Here is a 19,300-nt window from a genome sequence, read left to right on the forward strand (position 1 = left end):
CGCTTTCCCAAAGCGGGGGCAACTGGGCAGGGCGCGAATTATACAGAAGTTAAGAGAAAACGCGAGGGTAAATTTTGCACTAACGACAAATTAACCAAATATAATTTTATGATCAGCGCTTAGGTACCAATAGCGCCGGATCTAACCTTTGTTTAAACCAATTAATTCGCCAATCAAGGTGCGGGCCGGTTGCCCTTCCTGTGGCTCCAATTTCTGCTACTAAATCACCTTGCTTCACTTTAGTGCCTGCTGCTACGTGGCCTTTACTAAGATGCAAAAAAGTAGAAGACACGCCATGGCCGTGATCGATAATCATAGTGCCTCCAGAATAATACATATCAGGCACAAACAAAGTGACTATGCCATTGGCTGGTGCATGCACAGCTGTACCTGTAGGTGCCGCCACATCTACCCCAAAATGCGGTCGTTTAGGGGTACCATTAAATACTCGCTGGCTGCCATAAACACCACTGATAGGGCCAGCTGCTGGCCAAATAAAGTCGCCATAAAAGTCGCTGCGGTTGTCGTTTAAGGTGCGCGCTTTCGCCACTTGTAGATTATCTTGCCTAATTCTCTCGGTTACTTTTTTAGGGGGGCTGACATACTTACTGGCGACGCCTTCAATTTTTTGAATTTTGTAGCTTCGCGCCTTCAGCTCCATTGGCTTAGAATGTGTAACACCTTGATTATCAACCCACTTGAGTTGTTGGGTTAATCTAGCGTCGCGACCAAACCCAAAAACAAAATAGCCTTCAGCTGAGATTTTCAGTGGCTGTTCATTTAGCCACACCTGAAATCCGACAGGCACTTGCCCGCGCATTAAACTGCCTTGAGTCAGTTCACCTTTAAGTTGCAACTCACTGGCAAATATTGAACAACTCACTATAGACATCAGGGTAAAAACAAACGTTCTAAGCAAAAGCTATGGCTCCTTTACCGACACCTTCAAAGGCCAACACTTTAAATGTACTACTGCCGTCCATGCGCTTATGCTCGTCTGCCATATACTGTGCTAAACATTCGACTGTGGTATCGGTATCAATGACTTCAGATTCAGACTTGGGAATAGCCAGTTCAAAACGGCCTTGAGACGACTCATAAGCAAACACATAATGTTGTTTGGCATTTTGGTATAAAGAAGAAAATGCCGTTTCATTAATCTCCACTAAATCCTCGGTAGAGCCTATATAAATATCGCACCAACGCTTGGCCCAGTACTCTTGCCATGTAGTGCTTGCTTGCTGGTTTTCATATACCAGCACTTTAGAACGATGACCGTGGGCAATTCGTTGACAGTTACCATCGTGTTTTTTTAAGCCATGAGTATAGTGATAATAAGGGGTGTTAATCACTTCAGCTCTTAGGTTTAATTCTATTCCTGCGACATTTTCCGGTAAGTGGGTGGCAATCACGTCTTTTAAATAATCACTTACCGATGCCATAGTCACATTCGATGCATACACAAAGGCATAAGCTTCTGCAGGACAGTCTAAATGAATCGATTGATTATCTGGACGCATAAAGTCGACTGTCACACGATCAGATTTTTCATCTCGTTGGATCTGACTATAGCTATGCTCGACAGGCACCAAAAGTTTATGATCAATATACTCATCGATCAGATATTTAAGTTGTTTTTTAACCTTACCAAAGTCCAGCACCATGCTTTCTTCATTTAAGTCACCGCTTAAGATCACATCTACAATCCAGCTTTCTCCTACCATACCGCGTTTTGGGCAAAGGTAAGAAAAATCCATTACGGTTAAATCATTAACGAATAATTGCATAAAAAATGGGTATGTCCTGTTCAGTTACGGCGTTTAAGTTTGGGTATTATGAAAGATAACCAACCAGAAGTCAGCTTTGTGACTTCAAAAGTTGATCTTTTAGATTGGGTGGTATGCCTCTGATCATCAAAGTATCCGACCCTGCATCATAACTGACTCTGTCACCTAAAAGTTTACGTTCGAAACTAAGAGATACACCGCCACCTTGGCCGCTAAACTTAGCTAAGGTTTTTAACACGCCGCGATCTGCTTGAAATTGCTGTTCAACCGGTAACTCGGCATTTTGGTTGAATTCTTCAAAGCTGAGATGATCGCTAGGCAATTTTGCCGCCAATTCTTGGATCTGCACATCCTCACCGAGTTCCAGTTTTTCTTTGTAATAATCTGACACTGATTCCCGCGCTTGGTGTTTTTCTTGGGGAGCTAACTGTTCGGCGGCTAAAAATGCATCCACAGTGGTTAACAACTGTTTATTTTGTTGTTTGACATCTACCAGTTCTTCACAGCCAATAAAGTGCATAAAAAAGTCTGAGACCTTACGCCCCATGCGGCCTTTGATAAAACTAATATAACGCTGTTGTTCTGAAGTGGTTGCCAATTGCGTAAGGTCGATTCTTACCGCCAACTGCATTTTGGCTAAATCTAAGTGATCGCTACTGGTGAGCTCTAAGTCCCCGGTAATTTCAACATGTTGTTTGGTGTTGATAATCGCAATCATCAAATAATCAGTGGCTAAAAACTGATAATGACTAAACACCACAAACCCTGTTTCTAAGGTGCCAGTATCAATCAACGACTTTTTTAATAGCTCACTGGCTTGGATACTAAATTCAACAAAATCTAGTTGCTGTACCTGCATATCTTGCAGCAGAGTTTTAAATGGCACGGCGTGAGGGACAAGTTGCGTGTCTTGCGCCTCTGACTCCTCACGGCTAACGCTGACAATCTCTGCACTTTCAGCAACAAATGCCCCTACACCTTTACCGGGTTTGGTATTAAACGCGTGATTAATTTGCCCTGCCAAATTTTCAATTTCTGGACTCACATCAAAACAACTGGCACGTGGCACTAGGGTTAACTCTTGCTGTTGATTAACAGCCAGTTGGTGTACAACAAAGTGATGGATCAAGGCGCTCACAGTATTTCCTCTACAAAAATCAATTAAATTTACGCTCTAACATGTTGGTTTATTCGCATTTTATCTAGACCATTGATACTATCGTTTCAATATACACTGCTATTATTTTAGAGCTAACGCGACATGCCACAACAATCAAAATACACCGACAGCCAATTTGAAGCCATCATGCAAGATATCTTTATCGCATTAGAGAAAAATCAAGCTAACCGCGATCTTTCGCTTATGGTACTAGGAAATGTCGTCACGAATATTTTTCAGCAACAAGTTCCGGAAAATCTGCGCCAACAAATGGCCGAACAGTTTACACAAGTGCTATTAAAAAGTATCAATGGAAAATAAAAAAAGGCGACTGATGAAATGATCCTATCAGAAACTCCGCGCCGAAAATTAATCACCCTGCTGGTTAACTGGGGACATTGGTTTACGCTTTTAAATATTATTATCGCAATAACAATTGCGGCTATTTACATTCTTAATTCCCCTGCTCCAGGCTCGGTAATGGGTACCCTTTATCTATTTACGAATTGGCTCAGCCATATAGGTTTTTTAACTTTTTTTGGCTTTGTTTTACTCATTTTGCCCCTCTGTTATTTAGTGCCCAGTGCAAAAGTAGTGAAAACATTGAGTTCGGTTATCGCCGCATTAGGTTTGGCCTTATTAGCCTTCGATGCATTACTGTACAACAAGTATGGCGTGCACCTTAGTCTAAATTCAGCACAGCTTATCCGCAGTGAAACGCAAACGGCCATGGCACAATTTGGATGGCAACAATGGGGCTTTTTATTATTACTTTTTATGGTGTGGCTCTCATTTCAACTCATAGTTGCCAATGCGTTATGGCAACGAATTGAAAGATTACACAAACGCAAATTAGGCTTACCCATAAGCGGCTTTTTTATCAGCTGTTTTATAGCAAGCCACGCAATGCATGTCTGGGCTGATGCCAACTTGTACCAACCCATAGTGCAACAAGACAATATGTTTCCCTTGTCTTATCCGGCGACTGCTAAAACCTTGATGGCCAGATACAGCTTGCTGGATATAGAAGATTATCAGCAACGCAAAGCCTTACAATTTAATCACACTATCAAAGGGATCACCTACCCAGCTTCACCCGTTTATTGCTCGGTAGACACCAACAAGAAAGTATTGCTGTTATCGGTGATAACAGGCAATGTCTCCCTGCCTATTAATGGTTTATCTACGTTTGAGTCTCACTATCAACTGCAATCTTCAATAGACAGTGGCATCAACACGATTTTGTATGGGTTGCCTGAGCTATATCACACGGCTTTACAAGACTACGCACCACTTTTAGTTGATTTACCTCGTTCATTTGGATTAAAAGTGTCGGTATATTTCGACAATAACACCAATCGACACTTAGCGGCCTACCAACAAGACTGGCCGCAATTTAAACAACAAGTTATCAAGGCATCGAGTAATTTATCTATTGGTTTTGTTCAATCTGAACATTTGGCTGAACTGCTAACTGAAAGTGTAACGTCACAGTATCAGATTATTGTCACTGACTTAGTTCCATCTGAGGCTGTAAACAGTCCATTACTAACCAACATTAACATTCATAAATCCTTGGCCAGCCTGGAAGATATTGCCCCGACTGCTTTACATCTATTAGGTTGCTCTGCCCCTGCTAAGGCCTATAGCACTGGCAATTCTCTTACTCAAAAAAACAACACCAACTTTCTAGTTAGCACCCAAGGCAGCAAGGTATTGCTACTTAACCAGCAACAACGCATTGAAATTATGAATAATGGCAATGTGCGAATATTTGACTTAAAAACCGGTGACGAAACCTTTGAACAGGCCGACCCTAATGTTCTAAGCCAAGGGATTAAACACCTAAGTCGTTTTTCGGGGAAACGCCCTATTAGGCCTTTGTAATCTACATTTTTGATGGGTTAACCAGAACATTAAGCCTTTTTAGCTAATATATTGATATCAAAATCTGCTGTAAATTGTTGTAAATTGGTTACTAAATTTTGCTTCTTTTCTTGGGTGGCCGACCAGTAATAGGGGGTCATCATCAACAGGTTTTCTGTTTGCTGCATATCAACAAGGTCAAATGTAAAACTTATATTGAGTTGTTGCGTTAACTCAAAACCATCTGGTACAAGGTTTAATGTTTTATGTTCAACTGGCTTATCGTATAGCGCTTGTTTGAATTCATACAAATGATTAGCCGCTGGATTAACTGTTATCCAGATACCTTTAGTTTTTAATACCCGATGCACTTCAAGTTCACTACTAGGTGCAAAAATCTGTAACACAGTATCCTGACTATTGTCTTGCATTGGCAATTGAAAGCTACTGGCCACTGCGAAATGCTGTTGGGGATACTTTTTAGCGGCTTTTTGAATTGCGAATTTAGATATATCTAAGCCACTAAACTCAATTTGACAATCAGCGTGCTGACAGCCCTGACGCACCTGCCCCATATAGTAACCTTCACCGCAGCCTGCGTCGAAAAAACGAACTTCACTTTGTGACGTTAGGGTTGAGATGTGACGATTAAATATATCTGTGATGGCATTAGCTAAAGGCTGATAAAATCCTTGTTCTAAAAACGCCCTACGGCCATTGACCATTTGTTTGTTATCACCCGGCTGCTTACTATTCTTATGCTGTGCCAGTAGCAAATTGACATAGCCTTCTTTTGCCACATCATAGCTATGGCCATTGTTACAAGCCCAGGCTTTATTATTGAGTGACAAAGAGCTTGAGCAAAAAGGGCATTTCCACTTAGACATAGCGTTTAAACAAACCTGAAAATAGGGTAATCCAATGGCAAATAATAACATCTTCATAGACTTATTTGCGCCAATGTTATTAACTAACCAGAAATTAGAATAAGCACCTCCTGTAAGTAGGGCTGGTTTTGCCCCTACCTTGGTTGCCCATCATTTAAATTGAAACATCCGTTCTTAAGGAACTCATAAATGCGCACACTTATACTGCTTGGTTTGTTATTGACTTCTTATGTCGCTCTAGCATCATCAAGTTATTATCGCTACCCAGCTTTGCATAAAGACACTGTGGTTTTTACTGCAGAAGGTGATTTGTGGAAAATCAAACTAGGTGATCAATATGCCCAGCGCCTTACCACTCATCCCGCAGAAGAAACTCAAGCCAGCATCTCCCCCGACGGCAAATGGGTAGCATTTGTTGCTAATTATTCTGGCGCATCTGAAGCCCATGTTATGCCTATTCAAGGAGGGTTAGCCAAGCGTGTTACCTTTGAAAATGTTCGCGTTAAAGTCCAGGGTTGGAGCTCAGATTCACAAGTGTTGTATAGCTACAACGGCCGCGTTGGACCAGCAGGTAATTGGACGCTAAAACAAGTCGATCCTGCTACGCTAATGACCACTACCCTACCTTTAGCGGATGCTGTAGAAGGTAACATAACAGCTGATGGCAACACTTTGTATTTCACTCAATTTGGCATGCAAATTTCTACCGATAATGCGCGCTCATACCAAGGGGGCGCAAAAGGAGAGTTATGGAAATATTCCTTAGGCTCCAATCAAGAAGCAACCCATTTAACGGCTAAACATAAAGGCTCAGCGCGAACCCCTATGGCGACCGATAACCGCCTGTATTTTATCAGCAACCAAAGTGGTAGCGACAATATTTGGTCCATGAAATTTAATGGCCGAGACCAAAAGCAACATACTCAATACAAAGACTGGGAAGTAAGAAGTGCGCGCCTAGATAACGGTAAAATTGTGTACCAATTAGGCGCAGATATTAAAGTTTTTGATATAGCGTCTAAGAAAAGTCAAATAATCGACATTGCACTGACTTCTGACTTTCCTAATTTGCGGGCTCACTGGGTTAACGCCCCTTTAAAATATCTAACATCGGCGAAACAAGCGGGCAATGCCAAAAAAGTCGTATTAACGGCTAGAGGCCGTGTCGCGATTGCTAACACTGATGGTTCAAGATTTGTCGAAGTAGCCACACCTCAGAATTCTCGTACCCGCAACGCCATATTAAGTCATGATGGAAAATCAGTGTATGCGATGAATGACTCAAGCGGTGAATTAGAAATTTGGCAATTTCCTGCTGATGGCTCCAAAGGTGCTGAACAACTCACCTTCGACGCTTCAATTTTTCGCTGGAATTTATACCTGTCACCCGATGGCAAGTCCATCGCACACGATGACAAAAATGGTGATTTGTGGTTGTTAGATATTGCGACTAAAAAACAACAGAAAATCCTCGAAAACGATATGGGTACCTCTCCTTTAGAGTCATTAACTTGGTCAAGCAATAGTCAATTAATTGCAGTCACCCATTCCCATGTTAAATCTGAGCGCAGTCAAATTTTATTAATCGATACCAAAAGTAATCAACAACACATTCTTACCAGCGAAAAGTACGCCTCTTATTCACCCGCATTTTCTAATGATTCACAATGGTTGTATTTTTTATCCGATAGGCATTTTAAAAGCTTTCCAGGTGCGCCTTGGGGCGATAGAAATATGGGCGCAAGTTTTGATAGAAAAACCCAAGTATTCGCAATTGCGTTAAAGGAGGACGCAACTTTTCCTTTCGCCTTGCCAACCGAACTAAGCCTACAAAAGAGCAATGACAACAAAGACATACAGCAAACCAGTAAAGATGACTCTGCTAAACCCAAACCAGATGAGTCAAAAGAATCATCAACTATCAACATTGACTGGAAAAACATAGCCCAAAGATTATGGCAAGTCCCTGTAGCTTCAGGTAATTACTCGAAATTAATGGCCAGTAAAAAGTTTTTATATGTCTTGGATAAAATCAACGAACCAAACAGTAAAGCAGAATTAAAATCCATAAAAATTGCGCCAAAAAGTAAGCCAGAAACCTTCTTAGGTTCGGTTCAATCATTTAGTTTATCTGATGATGGTGAAACCCTGTTTTTACAAAAAACCGGTAACAAAAAAGATATGTTTCTGGTAGCTGCTGGCGCAAAGTTTTCTGCAAAAGCTAAAGATATAAAAGTGAAAACCTCAGACTGGAAGTTGCACATTAATCCTCAACAAGAATGGCAACAGTTATTTCATGATGCCTGGCTAATGCACCGCGATTCGTTATTTGACAAAAATATGCGTGGCCTAGAGTGGTCGGCGCTCAAACAAAAGTATCAACCCTTGTTGGTGCGCTTAACTGATCGTCACGAACTGAACGATATCTTTAAACAAATGATGGGAGAACTAAATACCCTGCATTCACAAGTACGAGGCGGCGATACGCCTAAAGATACCGAAGCGGCTAAACCTGCCTCCCTTGGAGCAGAGTTCTTAGAAACTGAGCAAGGTATCAAAATTGTCAATATCTATAGTAACGATCCTGAATTGGTTAGTCGTCTTTCTCCTCTAGCCAAGCCAGGTGTAAATGCCGAGGTAGGTGACTTTATTAACGCGATTAACGGGCACAAAATCCAAACCATTCCCGACATAGCCAAAGCACTGCAAAACCAAGCCGGTAAGCAAGTATTATTAAGCTTAAAAAGAGCAGATAAATCGATAAATACTGTGGCTAAACCCACATCCACCAGGAGCGACTATTACAATCGCTACTATGATTGGGTCACGCGCAACCAGCAGAAAGTACACAAGTCGGATGACGAGTTAGGTTACCTACATTTACGAGCTATGGGCTCAGAAGACGTAGCCACCTTTGCTAGAGAATTTTATGGACAATATAAAAAGCATGGCCTGATCATCGATGTGAGACGAAATAACGGTGGCAATGTCGATAGCTGGATATTAGAAAAATTACTAAAAAGAGCTTGGTCATTTTGGAAAGTGCGAGACAACATCCCCAATACCAATATGCAACAAACCTTTAGAGGGCATTTGGTTGTGCTCGCCGATCAGTTTACTTATTCTGATGGTGAAACCTTTACCGCGGGCATTAAAGCACTAAAACTTGGAACCGTGATAGGAAAACAAACGGCTGGAGCAGGCGTATGGTTAACGGGTCGGAATAGACAGTCAGATAACGGCATGGCTCGCGTCGCCGAATTTCCTGTGTACTCAATGGATGGACGCTGGATTACAGAAGGCCGTGGGATCTCGCCCGATATTGAAGTCGACAATTTACCCCACGCCACATTTAACGGTGAAGATGCTCAACTGCAAGCAGCGATTAATTTTCTTAAAAAGAAAATTAAGAAAAACCCAGTTAAACCTTTAAAGATTAAGGCTTTTCCTGACGTACATGAGTTTGCGGATGATATTTCAAATTAACGTCTGGCCATGGGTTATCCCATTAGAATTTTGATAAACACCATGGCTTTTTGATCTAACTGATTTTTTGGCTCCTCATTCAGTTTGTTGTTTTTTAATCACAAAAAATAGAATAAATAAGATTACAGCTGCTGCTATTGAAGCAGCGGCCATCCCAGAAGGCTGCTTCATCATTTCAATCGCTCCTTGGCCAAAGAACACCGCCCCCAAGCCTAAAGGAGCAATACCCAAAGTAGAGCCAAGCATAAACTTCCAAAGCTTTATCTGTAACGAGCCTGAAATAATACTGGTTATAGTGAAAGGTGGCGTGGGCGCTAATCGTAATGCAAACACCGCCCATGCTCCTTTTTCATCCATTTTACGCTTGATGGTTTCTAGGTGTTTTTTAATTTTAGGACCAAAAAAATCTGCACCTAACAACCATCCAACCCCATAGCCACTGATGCTTGCTAATGAAAAACCCAAAATACAAATAGCTACACTTAACCAAACGTTAAACACTAAGCTCACCGAAAAGGCGATAAGTGGAATGGGTATCAAAAGTGCCCCTCCAAGTAGAAAAACGCCCAAGAAGATACAGGCAGACAACCAATTGTCAGGAACACTCTTTGCCACTTGGGTAATTTTATCAACCTCTAAATATTCACTAAGTGGCGTTAGGAAGTACAATGCAACTGTCCCAATAACAGCAATCAGAAACATTCCAAGTTTGTACATGTTACTTTTTGTCATTTTTTGCCTCGCTAACTAACCATTTGAAAATTTTTCGATGTGTTTTCATGTAGATTAAATATTCCGGATGCCATTGAACGCCTAGTAATTTGTCCGTCTTTTTTCCTTCAATCACTTGGTTAATTCCAGCTTTTTCTTTAGCAGTGACTTCTAATGTTTGTGCTGGTTTTGCTACTGCCTGAGAATGTATGGCGTTTACTTTTATTGGATCGTCACCAGCAATTTTTGCGATTAGCGAATCATGAGTAGTGTAAAGCACCTTTTTTCGTGGAAATGGAGTACGGATCCTTGCTTTGTGTTTAAGCAGGGGTAAGGTTGACTCATACATTGTGCCACCTAGTTCAGCATTTAATAATTGGTGTCCTCGGCAAATTCCCAAAATAGGGATATCATTTTTAAGAGCATGACGAATGAACTCGATTTCCATAGCATCCCGCTCCTTATCAAATCCGGCTTGACCAAACCGATTAAAAAATTCCATTGGATACAATAACCATTCTTTGAGCCTTAAGCTGAGGGAGCGGGTTACTTTAGATACAGGCTCTTTACAAAAATTTTCAGGATGAATGTCAGAGCCTCCACCTATGATGATCCCATCATAGTCAACAACACCATTAAAGGAATTAGGAGTAATTCGATAAGGCTTTCCTTTAGCCAAACGAATGTTCAATGACGTGAACAACCACGCCATAAAACCTGATTTATTCGGGCCAGTGATAGCAATTCTTGGTTTCTTTTCGCGGTTCAAGTTTTACCTCTATAATATCTTGCCACTAGATTTACGCAGGGCTTATCAAGACAAACGTCATTTTTTAGTGACAGAATTGCAAGTTAAAAGCCAAAGCAGCATAAAAGCTAAAAGATAACTTGAAATAGGAAGTTTATTCGCTTTTAGAAAAACATATGGAGAAGCTCTAAAGCCTTATAAAATGTGTGACTCAAGGATTTTTAGTCATAGTATTTTTAACTATCTAAAGTGACTATTTCGACAAAATAAGACGGCACAAATAAGATAACGTGAGCGAAAAATCAATGTTCAAGATCGAGTTGACTAGGAAGTTATTGCAATATACTGAGTAAAACTTACTGTAACAGGCTGGTTACTGTGCTTATATTAATATAAGTATTTAGTCGAAAACGCCTTTGCGAGGTTAAAACATTTTCGTTCGATAGCCACAGCAGAAAGATCTGCATCAATTAAAAAATCATAATGACGGCGCAAATGGCTAATAAAGCGTAAATCACCTTTTTAAACAAAATTTCATTAATACGATTATGGATCATTTGACCTACCACTATGGCCGCCACTAGCACTGGCACATAATACGCAATGTCTATTAGGTGGTTTTCTAGCACTGCTTTTTGCCATAACACTATGGCATAACACAAATTAAGTCCCCACCAAGTGGCTAATAAAGTGGTTCTAAACTGGCTTTTAGTAAGTGTTGTTCGGCTTAATGAATACACCAAAAGTGGTCCACCTGAGGCAAATAAGCCATGGGTAATACCCGCGATAAAAGTCCAAACACTTTGCCACAACCATCCTTTAGCTGACGGGGTAACATCGCGGTAAAGTTTGTAACTCTCTCGAATGGCGAACCATAATATTAATAACGCGAAGCCCTTTTTTAAGTGGTCATTACTTAAATAATCTAGTAACAAAATGCCTACTAACATGCCGCATAACATCAAAGGCATGATGATTTTTAACAAGGTAGTAAAGTGTATTTGTTTCCACTCTTTGCTAATGGTCACTGAATTTATTAAAACGTTTAAAGCCACCAATATTGGTATCATAGTTTCTATGGGTAACACTAAAGCACCCAGCGCGATTGCGATGAGGTTGCCTCCAAAACCTGTGGCTATTTGGGTAGTAAAACCCACAAAAATAAATAATCCGAACCACATTAATTCTGGACTCAATCTATGTCCCCTGAAAACTTACGCCAGCTGATCCGCTGAAATAACTTAGGCATACAGGTCCATAACCAAAAGCCCAATCTTGATTGAAACTGCGGGGAGTAGAGCCTTTGTTTATTATTTTGTTGCGCTGTAACGATTAATTTTGACATCTGTGCTGGCGTCATTACAGAGCCTACTTTGGACTGAGGTTGTTGAGTGGGTTTGCCATTGGCGCCTAAAGCATTTTGTTCAATGTTGGTGGCCACAAAACTGGGAAAGATCATCAACAAGGTGATTTTGTCATTCAGCAACTCTGGTCGCCATGTTTCAAAGTGTTGATTGAGTGCTGACTTACTGGCGCAATAGGCGGCTCTGCCGGGAACCGGCATAAGTGCTGCCATACTGGCTAAACAGAGAATTTTTCCTTGTGCCTTTTTAAGCTGAGGCAGTAGGCTGCGAGTGATATGTACTGGCACTTGCCAATTTAGTGTCATAACCCTGTCAAACACCTCCAAATCAGTAACAGAGCCTTTGCTTCTATGGGTGATCCCCGCATTGTGTACCAGAATATCTAACGTGCTATGTTGCTCACTAAATGCCTGACAAAAACCACTGAGTTGTTGTGCATCTAATAAATCTACAGTGTAAGTGGAGCACCTTTTGGGAAACTGCTGTGCTCGCTCTGACAGTTTTTGCCCGTCTCGGTCTAATAGATGTACATGGTAGCCAAGTTGCCAATATTGCTGGGCTAGGGCCCACCCTAGACCGTCGGCAGAACCGGTAATCAGTATGTGTTTAATCATGGTTGTCTGCACTGTTGTTTTGTTGACGATGTGACCAAAAATATTCAAAGACTTGCTGCGATGTTTTGGCGGGAATATAACCAAATTCGGTTTTTAATTTGTGATTGTCGAGTACCGGGCGGTATTGCAAAAAAATCACTTGTTCGGGGCGATTACTGGTTAGATTAAGTAAATTGCCCAACCATAAGGCCGCTTTGAGCAAGAGTGCGGGCACTTGTGTGACACCTTTGTTCGTCAATTTTGCCAACTGTTCGACGGTGAGTTTACCGTCTCCCGCTAAATTAAACTGTCCTGCTTTTTGTTGGGTCACACCGTGCACTAAAGCATTCACCACGTCTTTATCCCAAATAAATACAAAAGGCGAGTCTGAATTGCCAACCTTAAGTAGTTTTGGTCGCTCGAATAACGCAGTAATTTTATTGTTAGTGGTTTTACCCAGCACAGTGCATGGCCTTAAGATCAATACTTGAGTGGTATCTTGGCGCTGACTAAAGTCTGCCAATAATGATTCAACTAAACGTTTATGGCGAGAATAAGAAAATTCCTCATTGCCTCTAAGGGGATGATTTTCTGTTAACCATTGGGGGTTGTCGGCATGATAACCATAAGCAGCGCCACTTGAGGTGATAGTGAGATGTTGCACTTGGTTGGCTTCGCATGCTTTGATAACATTTTTTGTACCATTTACATCAATGTCATACTCCAGCGCTTCATTTTGACCGGGTGAGACTATGGAGGCTAAATGCACCACATGAGTGATACTTTTATCAGCCATAAGCTGACTGAGTTTGGTGTCTCGAATATCTAATTCTACAATGTCAAAACTGACGTTATCTTTGGGGACATGTAAGTCGATACCTAGTACACAGCAATCAGCTAGTTGTTGTAATTGTTCTCCTAGTTGTTTACCTATGTATCCAGCGGCTCCTGTAATCAATATGTGTTTCATGGTTATTGTGCTACCACCTTGCTTTTATCTCGCGACCAAAACAACGCCAGAGTAAGGCCGCTGACCAAATGCCATACGCCCCAAAATGCGGTAATGATCATGGCACCGCCCAAAGTTGGCATAAAAGTAAATAACAACACTAGCCCTAAGCCAGAGTTTTGAATACCCACTTCGAAGGTTAACGCCCGTCTGTCGGGCACACTGAGAGTAAATAAACGGGCACTGACATTACCAAGCAATAAGGCGCAACTATTATGTAACACCACTAGCCACAAAAACACCTGCCAATGTTCGGCGAATATATCTAGGTTTTTCACAAAGGCTATCAATACAAAACTGATAAAGACTAACAAGGACAATATACGCATGGAGCGCACTGATTTTTCTACTAGTTTGGGATAATGCTTGCCAATCCACATGCCTAGTAACAAAGGCAAACCCAAGACGGTTAATACCAGTGCAAACACTTCCAAAACATTGATATTAATGGCGGTTAATAATTCATTGGTCGCAGGGTTCATTGCAGCATAAAACGCAAAATTAAACGGTGTCATGACTACAGCTGTCATGCTGGATATGGCTGTCATAGTCACAGACGTCGCCACACTGCCTTTTCCTAAAAAGGTCATCACATTGGAGAATACGCCACCTGGACAGGAAGACACTAAAATCATACCTAAAGCCATACTGGCTGGCACATGCAACAGCATAGTTAAGCCAAAAGTGATGGCTGGTAAAATAATAAATTGGCAAACAAGACCAATTGATGGCGCAACCGGAGCTTTGATAATACGACTAAAATCACTGATTTTTAAGTTTAGCGACACACCAAACATTAGCACTGCAAGGATAATATTTAACACCACTAAACTGGCGGGATCAAAATTGATGCTGATGTTGTCTAACATACTAACTATCCAGCGCTTGTTGGAAACGTGCCGTCAAAGTTCGCATACTTTTTAGGTAACTGTCTTTGTGAACATAATAGGCCATTCTGGCTACTTTTAAGTAGTTCATACCACCGCTGGTATCGTGTTGGGCACTGCTCATTTGCTGTTTAAACCACTGAATAGTCTCTGGTTTATTCGTTTGTTTTAACTTTAATAACATGGCCACCATTTGTGCTTGTTCGGCTCGGCCTTGCCAACCTAAACCAGCCGCTTCCACCATGCCCATCACAAATACGTTTTCTTGTTCAGGGTTAAATACGTTTAGGAACAAATCCGGTGCATCTTGTTGCCAATTGAGTAAAGCCTTGTCGATAAACGGAAAATCAAGTTTGTAACCTGTCGCCATTAAAATCAGATCGTATTCTGCTTCGCTTTTATCTGCAAAAGTGACCTTTTGTCCCGAGCACTTTTGAATATCTTTTTGTGCCTTAATATCACCATGGCCTAAATGATGTAGCACCAGCGAATTAATCACAGGGTGGGATTCATACATTTTGTAGTCAGGCTCAGGTAGTCCGTAATCGCTGGGTTTGCCAACCAGTATTTTGATTAATAATCCTTCGACAAACTGTTTGATTGTCTTTGGTAGTTTAATCTTGCCACCCAGACTGTCTATGGCTTTGCCTAACGCAAATTTGGGTAAAAAGTAATAACCTCTGCGTACACTGATGTCCACAGATTGAGCGTGATGTACGGCGTCTATGGCAATATCACAGGCGCTGTTGCCACAGCCTACAATCAATACGCGTTTGTTTTTGAATATTTGTGGGTGTTTATATTGGTTAGAGTGAAGCAGCTCGCCACTAAAGTCCCCAGGAATTGTGGGTATGTTCGGCTTATGTAAATTGCCATTTGCAAGCAATACACCGGCAAACGTTTTGCTGTGTGATTGCCCATCTTTAGTCCAACTCAGTTGCCACTGCCCATTATCTAGAGGTGTCATTGCGGTGACTTTACAACCAAAACTAAAATATCGTTTTAACTCAAACTCGTGAGCATAATCTTGAAAATATTGGCAAATATCGGAGTGTTTAGGATAAGTCGCTACCTCAGCGGCCATAGGGAATTCTGTAAACTCAGTCATATGTTTAGAAGAAATAAGGTGGGCACTTTCATACATAGTACTGTGTGGATTGGTAATGTCCCACAGCCCACCAATATCTGAATGCAACTCAAAACCTTCAAACACAATGCCGTATTTTTGTAGCTGCCTAGCGGTGGCTAAGCCCATAGGACCTGCACCAATAAGTGCGTAAGTTAATTCAGTCATGGTTTTACTTCTTCAGATTCAAAACTTAAGGTTTATTTTACGTATGGGTTTTTATTGTGCACGGTTTATATCTGGTTATTAGTGATTAATTTGCACCAATTTAATGCAAAAAGTCAATTAGTCCTATTTAAAACCTTTGATTAAACATGCCTAAATGCTGAATATTTTTTTAGACTTAAACGATATAAATTCCTTTTGTATAGGATTAATACTTGTCAGTTAAGGTGGGCAGCTTTTATCATAGCAACCACTTTTAACTCGAGTAATCACAATCAAAATCCCTATGAAATTTAAAACCTTATTATCAAGCATGACTATTTGTTCAACCTTAGTCTTATCTCCAATTACTTTTGTTCAAGCTGATGAAAAAGCGCCTCCCTCTTCAAGCTGGTTAACCCTAAGTGAAAAGGAACTAAAAGAAGTGGAGAGTTATGCCAGCGAATATAAAGATTATATTTATAAGGCACCGACTGAATTAACCTTTGTGGCAGAAACCATCAAGCGCGTCGAGAAAAAAGGCTTTAAAAAATTAACCGAAAATAGTGATTTAAAGCCTGGGGCGCGTTTTTATGATGTAAACCGAGATCGCACTATTTCATTGATAGTTATGGGCAAAAAACCGCTGCAACAAGGCACCCGCATAGTGGGCGCACACATTGACGCGCCACGTCTTGAACTTAAAGGTCGTCCATTATTTGAAAAGCAAAAATTTGCGATGTTTCAAACCTATATTCATGGCGGCATTAAAACTTATCAGTGGGTGAACATTCCATTGGCACTGGTTGGCCGTGTGGATAAAAAAGATGGCAGCACCGTGAATATCTCGGTGGGTTTTGATGCTAGCGATCCTATTTTTATGGTGACCGATCTTGCGCCTCATGTCGACTCACCCAATCGTAAACGCACAAGCCGTGAGGTGATTGGCAAAGAAGAACTTGATGTCATAGTTGCTGCAAAACCAGAACTAGACAAAAAAATCAAAGATCAAGTGAGCGACTATTTAAAGTCTGAATACGATATTTCAGTTGAAGATTTGGTATCTGCAGAACTTGCCTTAGTGCCAGCAACTAAGCCCCGCGACGTGGGATTTGATCGCAGTATGATTGCGGCCTATGGACAGGATGACAAAGCCTCATCTATCGCTGCGGTAAAAGCCATCACCGAACAAAAAATACCAGAATATACTGCGATAGCCTATTTGGTTGATAACGAAGAAGTAGGCAACATCAATAACACCGGAGCCAGTTCGACCTATTTGGTCGATCTAATTAGCGGGTTGCTCTACAACCAAAAAGGTGACAAATATAACGACTACCAATTGCGTAAAGTGCTTCGCAATACAAAAGTGATTTCGGCTGACGTTAATCCTGGCGTCAATCCAACTTGGTCTGGAGTATGGGAATTAGGCAACGCCCCTCGGTTAGGAAATGGCGTTAATCTAAAACTCTATGGTGGTGGCTTTAACGCCAATTCTGAGTACATGGCTTGGACTCGAAATTATTTAGACAACAATAATATCCAATGGCAAACCTCAACCTATAAAGGCAAAGCATCTGGCGGCACTATTGGCAGTGACTTATCCAACGATAATATGGAAGTCATCGACTTTGGTGTGCCTATTTTGTCGATTCATTCACCTTATGCGGTAGGCTCAAAAGTGGATTTATATTCTTTGTATAAGGCCATGGCAGCGTTTTATACCAACCCCAATTAAATAATACCGCTCAAACTAAAAAGCCGTATTGACTCAATACGGCTTTTTTACATTCGATTAAACTTAACCGATTGTTATCAATAGGATTTATACCAATTCCAATAAATAGGTGGGCACTGGTATTAAACCCTAGTGCCACCATCAAGTTCTAAGGTTCTACCCGTAAAGTAATCATTCTCGAAAATAAATTTGGCAGCATGGGCCAGTTCTTCCACCTCAGCCAAGCGCTGCATCGGCACACTTTTAATGAATCTTTCTCGCATTTCAGGACGCATTTGTTGCGCCATAGCCGTTTCGACTAAGCCAGGAGCAATACAACCCGTTCTGATACCAAAACGCGCCAACTCCTTACCCCAAGATACGGTCATAGTTGATACTGCGGCTTTTGAAGCTGAATAATTAGTTTGACCTGCATTACCCGCACGAGATACCGATGAAATATTCACTATCACGCCTTTGCTTTTAGTGGTGACCATTTGTGCTGCGGCTTCACGGCTACATAAAAAGGTACCGGTTACATTCACATCTAACACTGATTGAAACTGTTGCAACGGCATTTTATCCACAACTTGGCCTTCTTTCACTTTTAACAACATGCCATCACGCATAATACCAGCGCTATTGATTAAGCCATTGATTTGACCAAAGTCAGCCGCTATTTTTGCAAACACGGTTTCCACTTGTTGTTCGTCTGTGACATTAACACCATACCCCTTGGCACGAACCCCAAGCTTTTCTATCTCTGTGGCAGCCGCTTCAACCACTTCTGCTTGCATATCAACTAAGGCAATATTCGCGCCTTGCTTGGCAAACTCTTCGGCCATAGCTCTACCCAAACCTTGGGCAGCGCCGGTCACTACTATCACTTGATCCTGTAGATTCATTGTTACTTCTCTTGCTTTGAAAATAAGTTAAAAATACTCGAAAAATCCTGTTGCCCATTACCTTGCATACCATGGATTTTATATAAGTTTTGCGCCAGCGCGCCCATAGGCGTTGAAGATTGGCTTTTCAGACCTGTGTCCATAGCTAAGCCGAGATCTTTGCTCATCAAGTCCACCATAAAGCCGCCTTGGTAATCATTCGAAGAAGGCACATTTGGCATGACGTCAGGGCACGGATTATACAATTCTAAGGTCCAATTTCTACCAGAACTTTGCAACATAATATCCGACATTACTTTAGGATCTAAACCGTTGTCGATAGCCATTTGTAGCGCCTCTGAGGTGCCTAACATCAAAACAGATAACAGCATATTGTTACAGATTTTTGCCACTTGGCCGGCACCGTGGTCGCCAGCATGGAAAATGTTTTTACCCATAGCCTGCAAAATAGGCAGGGCTCTGGCGTATTGCTGTGCGTCACCCCCTACAATAAAAGTTAGGGTGCCTGCCGTTGCGCCGCCTACTCCACCGGATACTGGCGCATCAATAAAGTGGATGTTGTTTTCTGCTAATTGGCTGGCCACGGCTTTTGATGTGGCAGCATCTATGGTGCTCGAATCAATCACTAAGGTGCCTGCTTTTAGCAAGTTAATCAGGCCACTATCACCTGTATACAATGACTCAACGTGTTTTCCTGCAGGCAACATAGAAATAACCACATCAGCACCTTGAATGGCCTCTGCGGCCGAGCTTGCCTGGCTGGCTCCGGCTGCTTCAAGCTTGTCCATAGCGGTTTGTACTAGGTCAAACACTGACACTTGATAGCCCGCTTTTAATAAATTGTGCGCCATAGGAGCGCCCATATTGCCTAACCCAATAAAGGCGATATTAGGATCTTGTTTGCTCATGCT

The 19,300-nt window shown here is 41.5% G+C and carries 17 protein-coding genes; 4 read left to right on the forward strand and 13 right to left on the reverse strand.

Annotation, left to right across the window (positions count from 1 at the left end; translation table 11 throughout):
* Window positions 1–112 precede the first annotated feature (112 nt).
* From Q0688_RS22980 to yejK, 3 genes are all read right to left on the reverse strand, one after another.
* Window positions 113–892 (reverse strand): M23 family metallopeptidase, encoded by a 780-nt coding sequence (locus Q0688_RS22980; protein ID WP_299082902.1) that lies wholly within the window; start codon window positions 890–892, stop codon window positions 113–115.
* 19 nt (window positions 893–911) lie between these two features.
* Entirely contained in the window at window positions 912–1,787 is an 876-nt protein-coding gene (locus Q0688_RS22985; RefSeq protein ID WP_299082848.1) for a 6-carboxytetrahydropterin synthase, read from the reverse strand.
* A 70-nt stretch (window positions 1,788–1,857) separates the two neighbouring features.
* Window positions 1,858–2,925, reverse strand: a complete 1,068-nt coding sequence (gene yejK, locus Q0688_RS22990; protein WP_299082850.1) for a nucleoid-associated protein YejK — start codon at window positions 2,923–2,925, stop codon at window positions 1,858–1,860.
* Window positions 2,926–3,048: 123 nt separating this feature from the next.
* Between yejK and Q0688_RS22995 the strand changes: the two genes are divergently transcribed.
* A complete protein-coding gene (locus Q0688_RS22995; RefSeq protein WP_299082852.1) occupies window positions 3,049–3,267 on the forward strand; it encodes a DUF1414 domain-containing protein in 219 nt (72 codons plus the stop codon).
* An 18-nt stretch (window positions 3,268–3,285) separates the two neighbouring features.
* Window positions 3,286–4,833: a DUF3413 domain-containing protein gene (locus Q0688_RS23000; protein ID WP_299082854.1), complete on the forward strand. Its 1,548-nt coding sequence runs from the start codon at window positions 3,286–3,288 to the stop codon at window positions 4,831–4,833.
* Window positions 4,834–4,862: 29 nt separating this feature from the next.
* Here Q0688_RS23000 and Q0688_RS23005 read toward each other — a convergent pair whose 3' ends face one another.
* Window positions 4,863–5,756 (reverse strand): putative RNA methyltransferase, encoded by an 894-nt coding sequence (locus Q0688_RS23005; RefSeq protein ID WP_299082856.1) that lies wholly within the window; start codon window positions 5,754–5,756, stop codon window positions 4,863–4,865.
* 132 nt (window positions 5,757–5,888) lie between these two features.
* Here Q0688_RS23005 and Q0688_RS23010 point away from each other — a divergent pair, with 132 nt between their 5' ends.
* Window positions 5,889–9,185, forward strand: coding sequence for a S41 family peptidase (locus Q0688_RS23010; RefSeq protein WP_299082858.1), 3,297 nt, complete (start codon window positions 5,889–5,891; stop codon window positions 9,183–9,185).
* Window positions 9,186–9,260: 75 nt separating this feature from the next.
* On the opposite strand, the gene Q0688_RS23015 is transcribed toward Q0688_RS23010, so the two are convergent.
* The 7 genes from Q0688_RS23015 to Q0688_RS23045 form a co-directional block, all read right to left on the reverse strand.
* Window positions 9,261–9,917 (reverse strand): TVP38/TMEM64 family protein, encoded by a 657-nt coding sequence (locus tag Q0688_RS23015; RefSeq protein WP_299082860.1) that lies wholly within the window; start codon window positions 9,915–9,917, stop codon window positions 9,261–9,263.
* Complete coding sequence (locus tag Q0688_RS23020) at window positions 9,904–10,665, reverse strand: gamma-glutamyl-gamma-aminobutyrate hydrolase family protein (RefSeq protein ID WP_299082862.1); 762 nt, start codon at window positions 10,663–10,665, stop codon at window positions 9,904–9,906. Before Q0688_RS23020 ends, Q0688_RS23015 begins: the two co-directional genes overlap by 14 nt.
* A gap of 449 nt (window positions 10,666–11,114) precedes the next feature.
* Window positions 11,115–11,840 (reverse strand): sulfite exporter TauE/SafE family protein, encoded by a 726-nt coding sequence (locus Q0688_RS23025; protein ID WP_299082864.1) that lies wholly within the window; start codon window positions 11,838–11,840, stop codon window positions 11,115–11,117.
* On the reverse strand, window positions 11,837–12,622 hold the full coding sequence (locus tag Q0688_RS23030; RefSeq protein WP_299082866.1) for an SDR family NAD(P)-dependent oxidoreductase: 786 nt from the start codon (window positions 12,620–12,622) through the stop codon (window positions 11,837–11,839). The genes Q0688_RS23025 and Q0688_RS23030 overlap by 4 nt, the downstream gene beginning before the upstream one ends.
* Window positions 12,615–13,571: an SDR family oxidoreductase gene (locus Q0688_RS23035; RefSeq protein WP_299082868.1), complete on the reverse strand. Its 957-nt coding sequence runs from the start codon at window positions 13,569–13,571 to the stop codon at window positions 12,615–12,617. Before Q0688_RS23035 ends, Q0688_RS23030 begins: the two co-directional genes overlap by 8 nt.
* A 2-nt stretch (window positions 13,572–13,573) precedes the next feature.
* Window positions 13,574–14,479 (reverse strand): bile acid:sodium symporter family protein, encoded by a 906-nt coding sequence (locus Q0688_RS23040; protein ID WP_299082870.1) that lies wholly within the window; start codon window positions 14,477–14,479, stop codon window positions 13,574–13,576.
* 1 nt (window position 14,480) lies between these two features.
* Window positions 14,481–15,791: an NAD(P)-binding domain-containing protein gene (locus Q0688_RS23045; RefSeq protein WP_299082872.1), complete on the reverse strand. Its 1,311-nt coding sequence runs from the start codon at window positions 15,789–15,791 to the stop codon at window positions 14,481–14,483.
* A 283-nt stretch (window positions 15,792–16,074) separates the two neighbouring features.
* On the opposite strand from Q0688_RS23045, the gene Q0688_RS23050 reads away from it, so the two are divergent.
* Entirely contained in the window at window positions 16,075–17,505 is a 1,431-nt protein-coding gene (locus tag Q0688_RS23050) for a hypothetical protein (RefSeq protein WP_299082874.1), read from the forward strand.
* Window positions 17,506–17,627: 122 nt separating this feature from the next.
* Here the strand turns inward: Q0688_RS23050 and Q0688_RS23055 are convergent, their stop codons facing one another.
* Together Q0688_RS23055 and mmsB are read right to left on the reverse strand one after the other, a co-directional pair.
* Window positions 17,628–18,389: an SDR family oxidoreductase gene (locus Q0688_RS23055; RefSeq protein ID WP_299082876.1), complete on the reverse strand. Its 762-nt coding sequence runs from the start codon at window positions 18,387–18,389 to the stop codon at window positions 17,628–17,630.
* A gap of 2 nt (window positions 18,390–18,391) precedes the next feature.
* On the reverse strand, window positions 18,392–19,297 hold the full coding sequence (gene mmsB / locus Q0688_RS23060; protein ID WP_299082878.1) for a 3-hydroxyisobutyrate dehydrogenase: 906 nt from the start codon (window positions 19,295–19,297) through the stop codon (window positions 18,392–18,394).
* Between the last annotated feature and the right edge of the window lie 3 nt (window positions 19,298–19,300).

The sequence above is a fragment of the uncultured Paraglaciecola sp. genome (assembly GCF_937123705.1).
Classification (GTDB): Bacteria; Pseudomonadota; Gammaproteobacteria; order Enterobacterales; family Alteromonadaceae; genus Paraglaciecola.

Bases quoted from the DNA above. Each gene is read 5' to 3' on its own strand.
- Q0688_RS22980 (WP_299082902.1), bottom strand. From the start codon at position 892: ATGTCTATAGTGAGTTGTTCAATATTTGCCAGTGAGTTGCAACTTAAA.
- Q0688_RS22985 (WP_299082848.1), bottom strand. From the start codon at position 1,787: ATGCAATTATTCGTTAATGATTTAACCGTAATGGATTTTTCTTACCTT.
- Q0688_RS22995 (WP_299082852.1), top strand. From the start codon at position 3,049: ATGCCACAACAATCAAAATACACCGACAGCCAATTTGAAGCCATCATG.
- Q0688_RS23000 (WP_299082854.1), top strand. From the start codon at position 3,286: ATGATCCTATCAGAAACTCCGCGCCGAAAATTAATCACCCTGCTGGTT.
- Q0688_RS23005 (WP_299082856.1), bottom strand. From the start codon at position 5,756: ATGAAGATGTTATTATTTGCCATTGGATTACCCTATTTTCAGGTTTGT.
- Q0688_RS23010 (WP_299082858.1), top strand. From the start codon at position 5,889: ATGCGCACACTTATACTGCTTGGTTTGTTATTGACTTCTTATGTCGCT.
- Q0688_RS23015 (WP_299082860.1), bottom strand. From the start codon at position 9,917: ATGACAAAAAGTAACATGTACAAACTTGGAATGTTTCTGATTGCTGTT.
- Q0688_RS23030 (WP_299082866.1), bottom strand. From the start codon at position 12,622: ATGATTAAACACATACTGATTACCGGTTCTGCCGACGGTCTAGGGTGG.
- Q0688_RS23035 (WP_299082868.1), bottom strand. From the start codon at position 13,571: ATGAAACACATATTGATTACAGGAGCCGCTGGATACATAGGTAAACAA.
- Q0688_RS23040 (WP_299082870.1), bottom strand. From the start codon at position 14,479: ATGTTAGACAACATCAGCATCAATTTTGATCCCGCCAGTTTAGTGGTG.
- Q0688_RS23045 (WP_299082872.1), bottom strand. From the start codon at position 15,791: ATGACTGAATTAACTTACGCACTTATTGGTGCAGGTCCTATGGGCTTA.
- Q0688_RS23050 (WP_299082874.1), top strand. From the start codon at position 16,075: ATGAAATTTAAAACCTTATTATCAAGCATGACTATTTGTTCAACCTTA.
- Q0688_RS23055 (WP_299082876.1), bottom strand. From the start codon at position 18,389: ATGAATCTACAGGATCAAGTGATAGTAGTGACCGGCGCTGCCCAAGGT.
- mmsB (WP_299082878.1), bottom strand. From the start codon at position 19,297: ATGAGCAAACAAGATCCTAATATCGCCTTTATTGGGTTAGGCAATATG.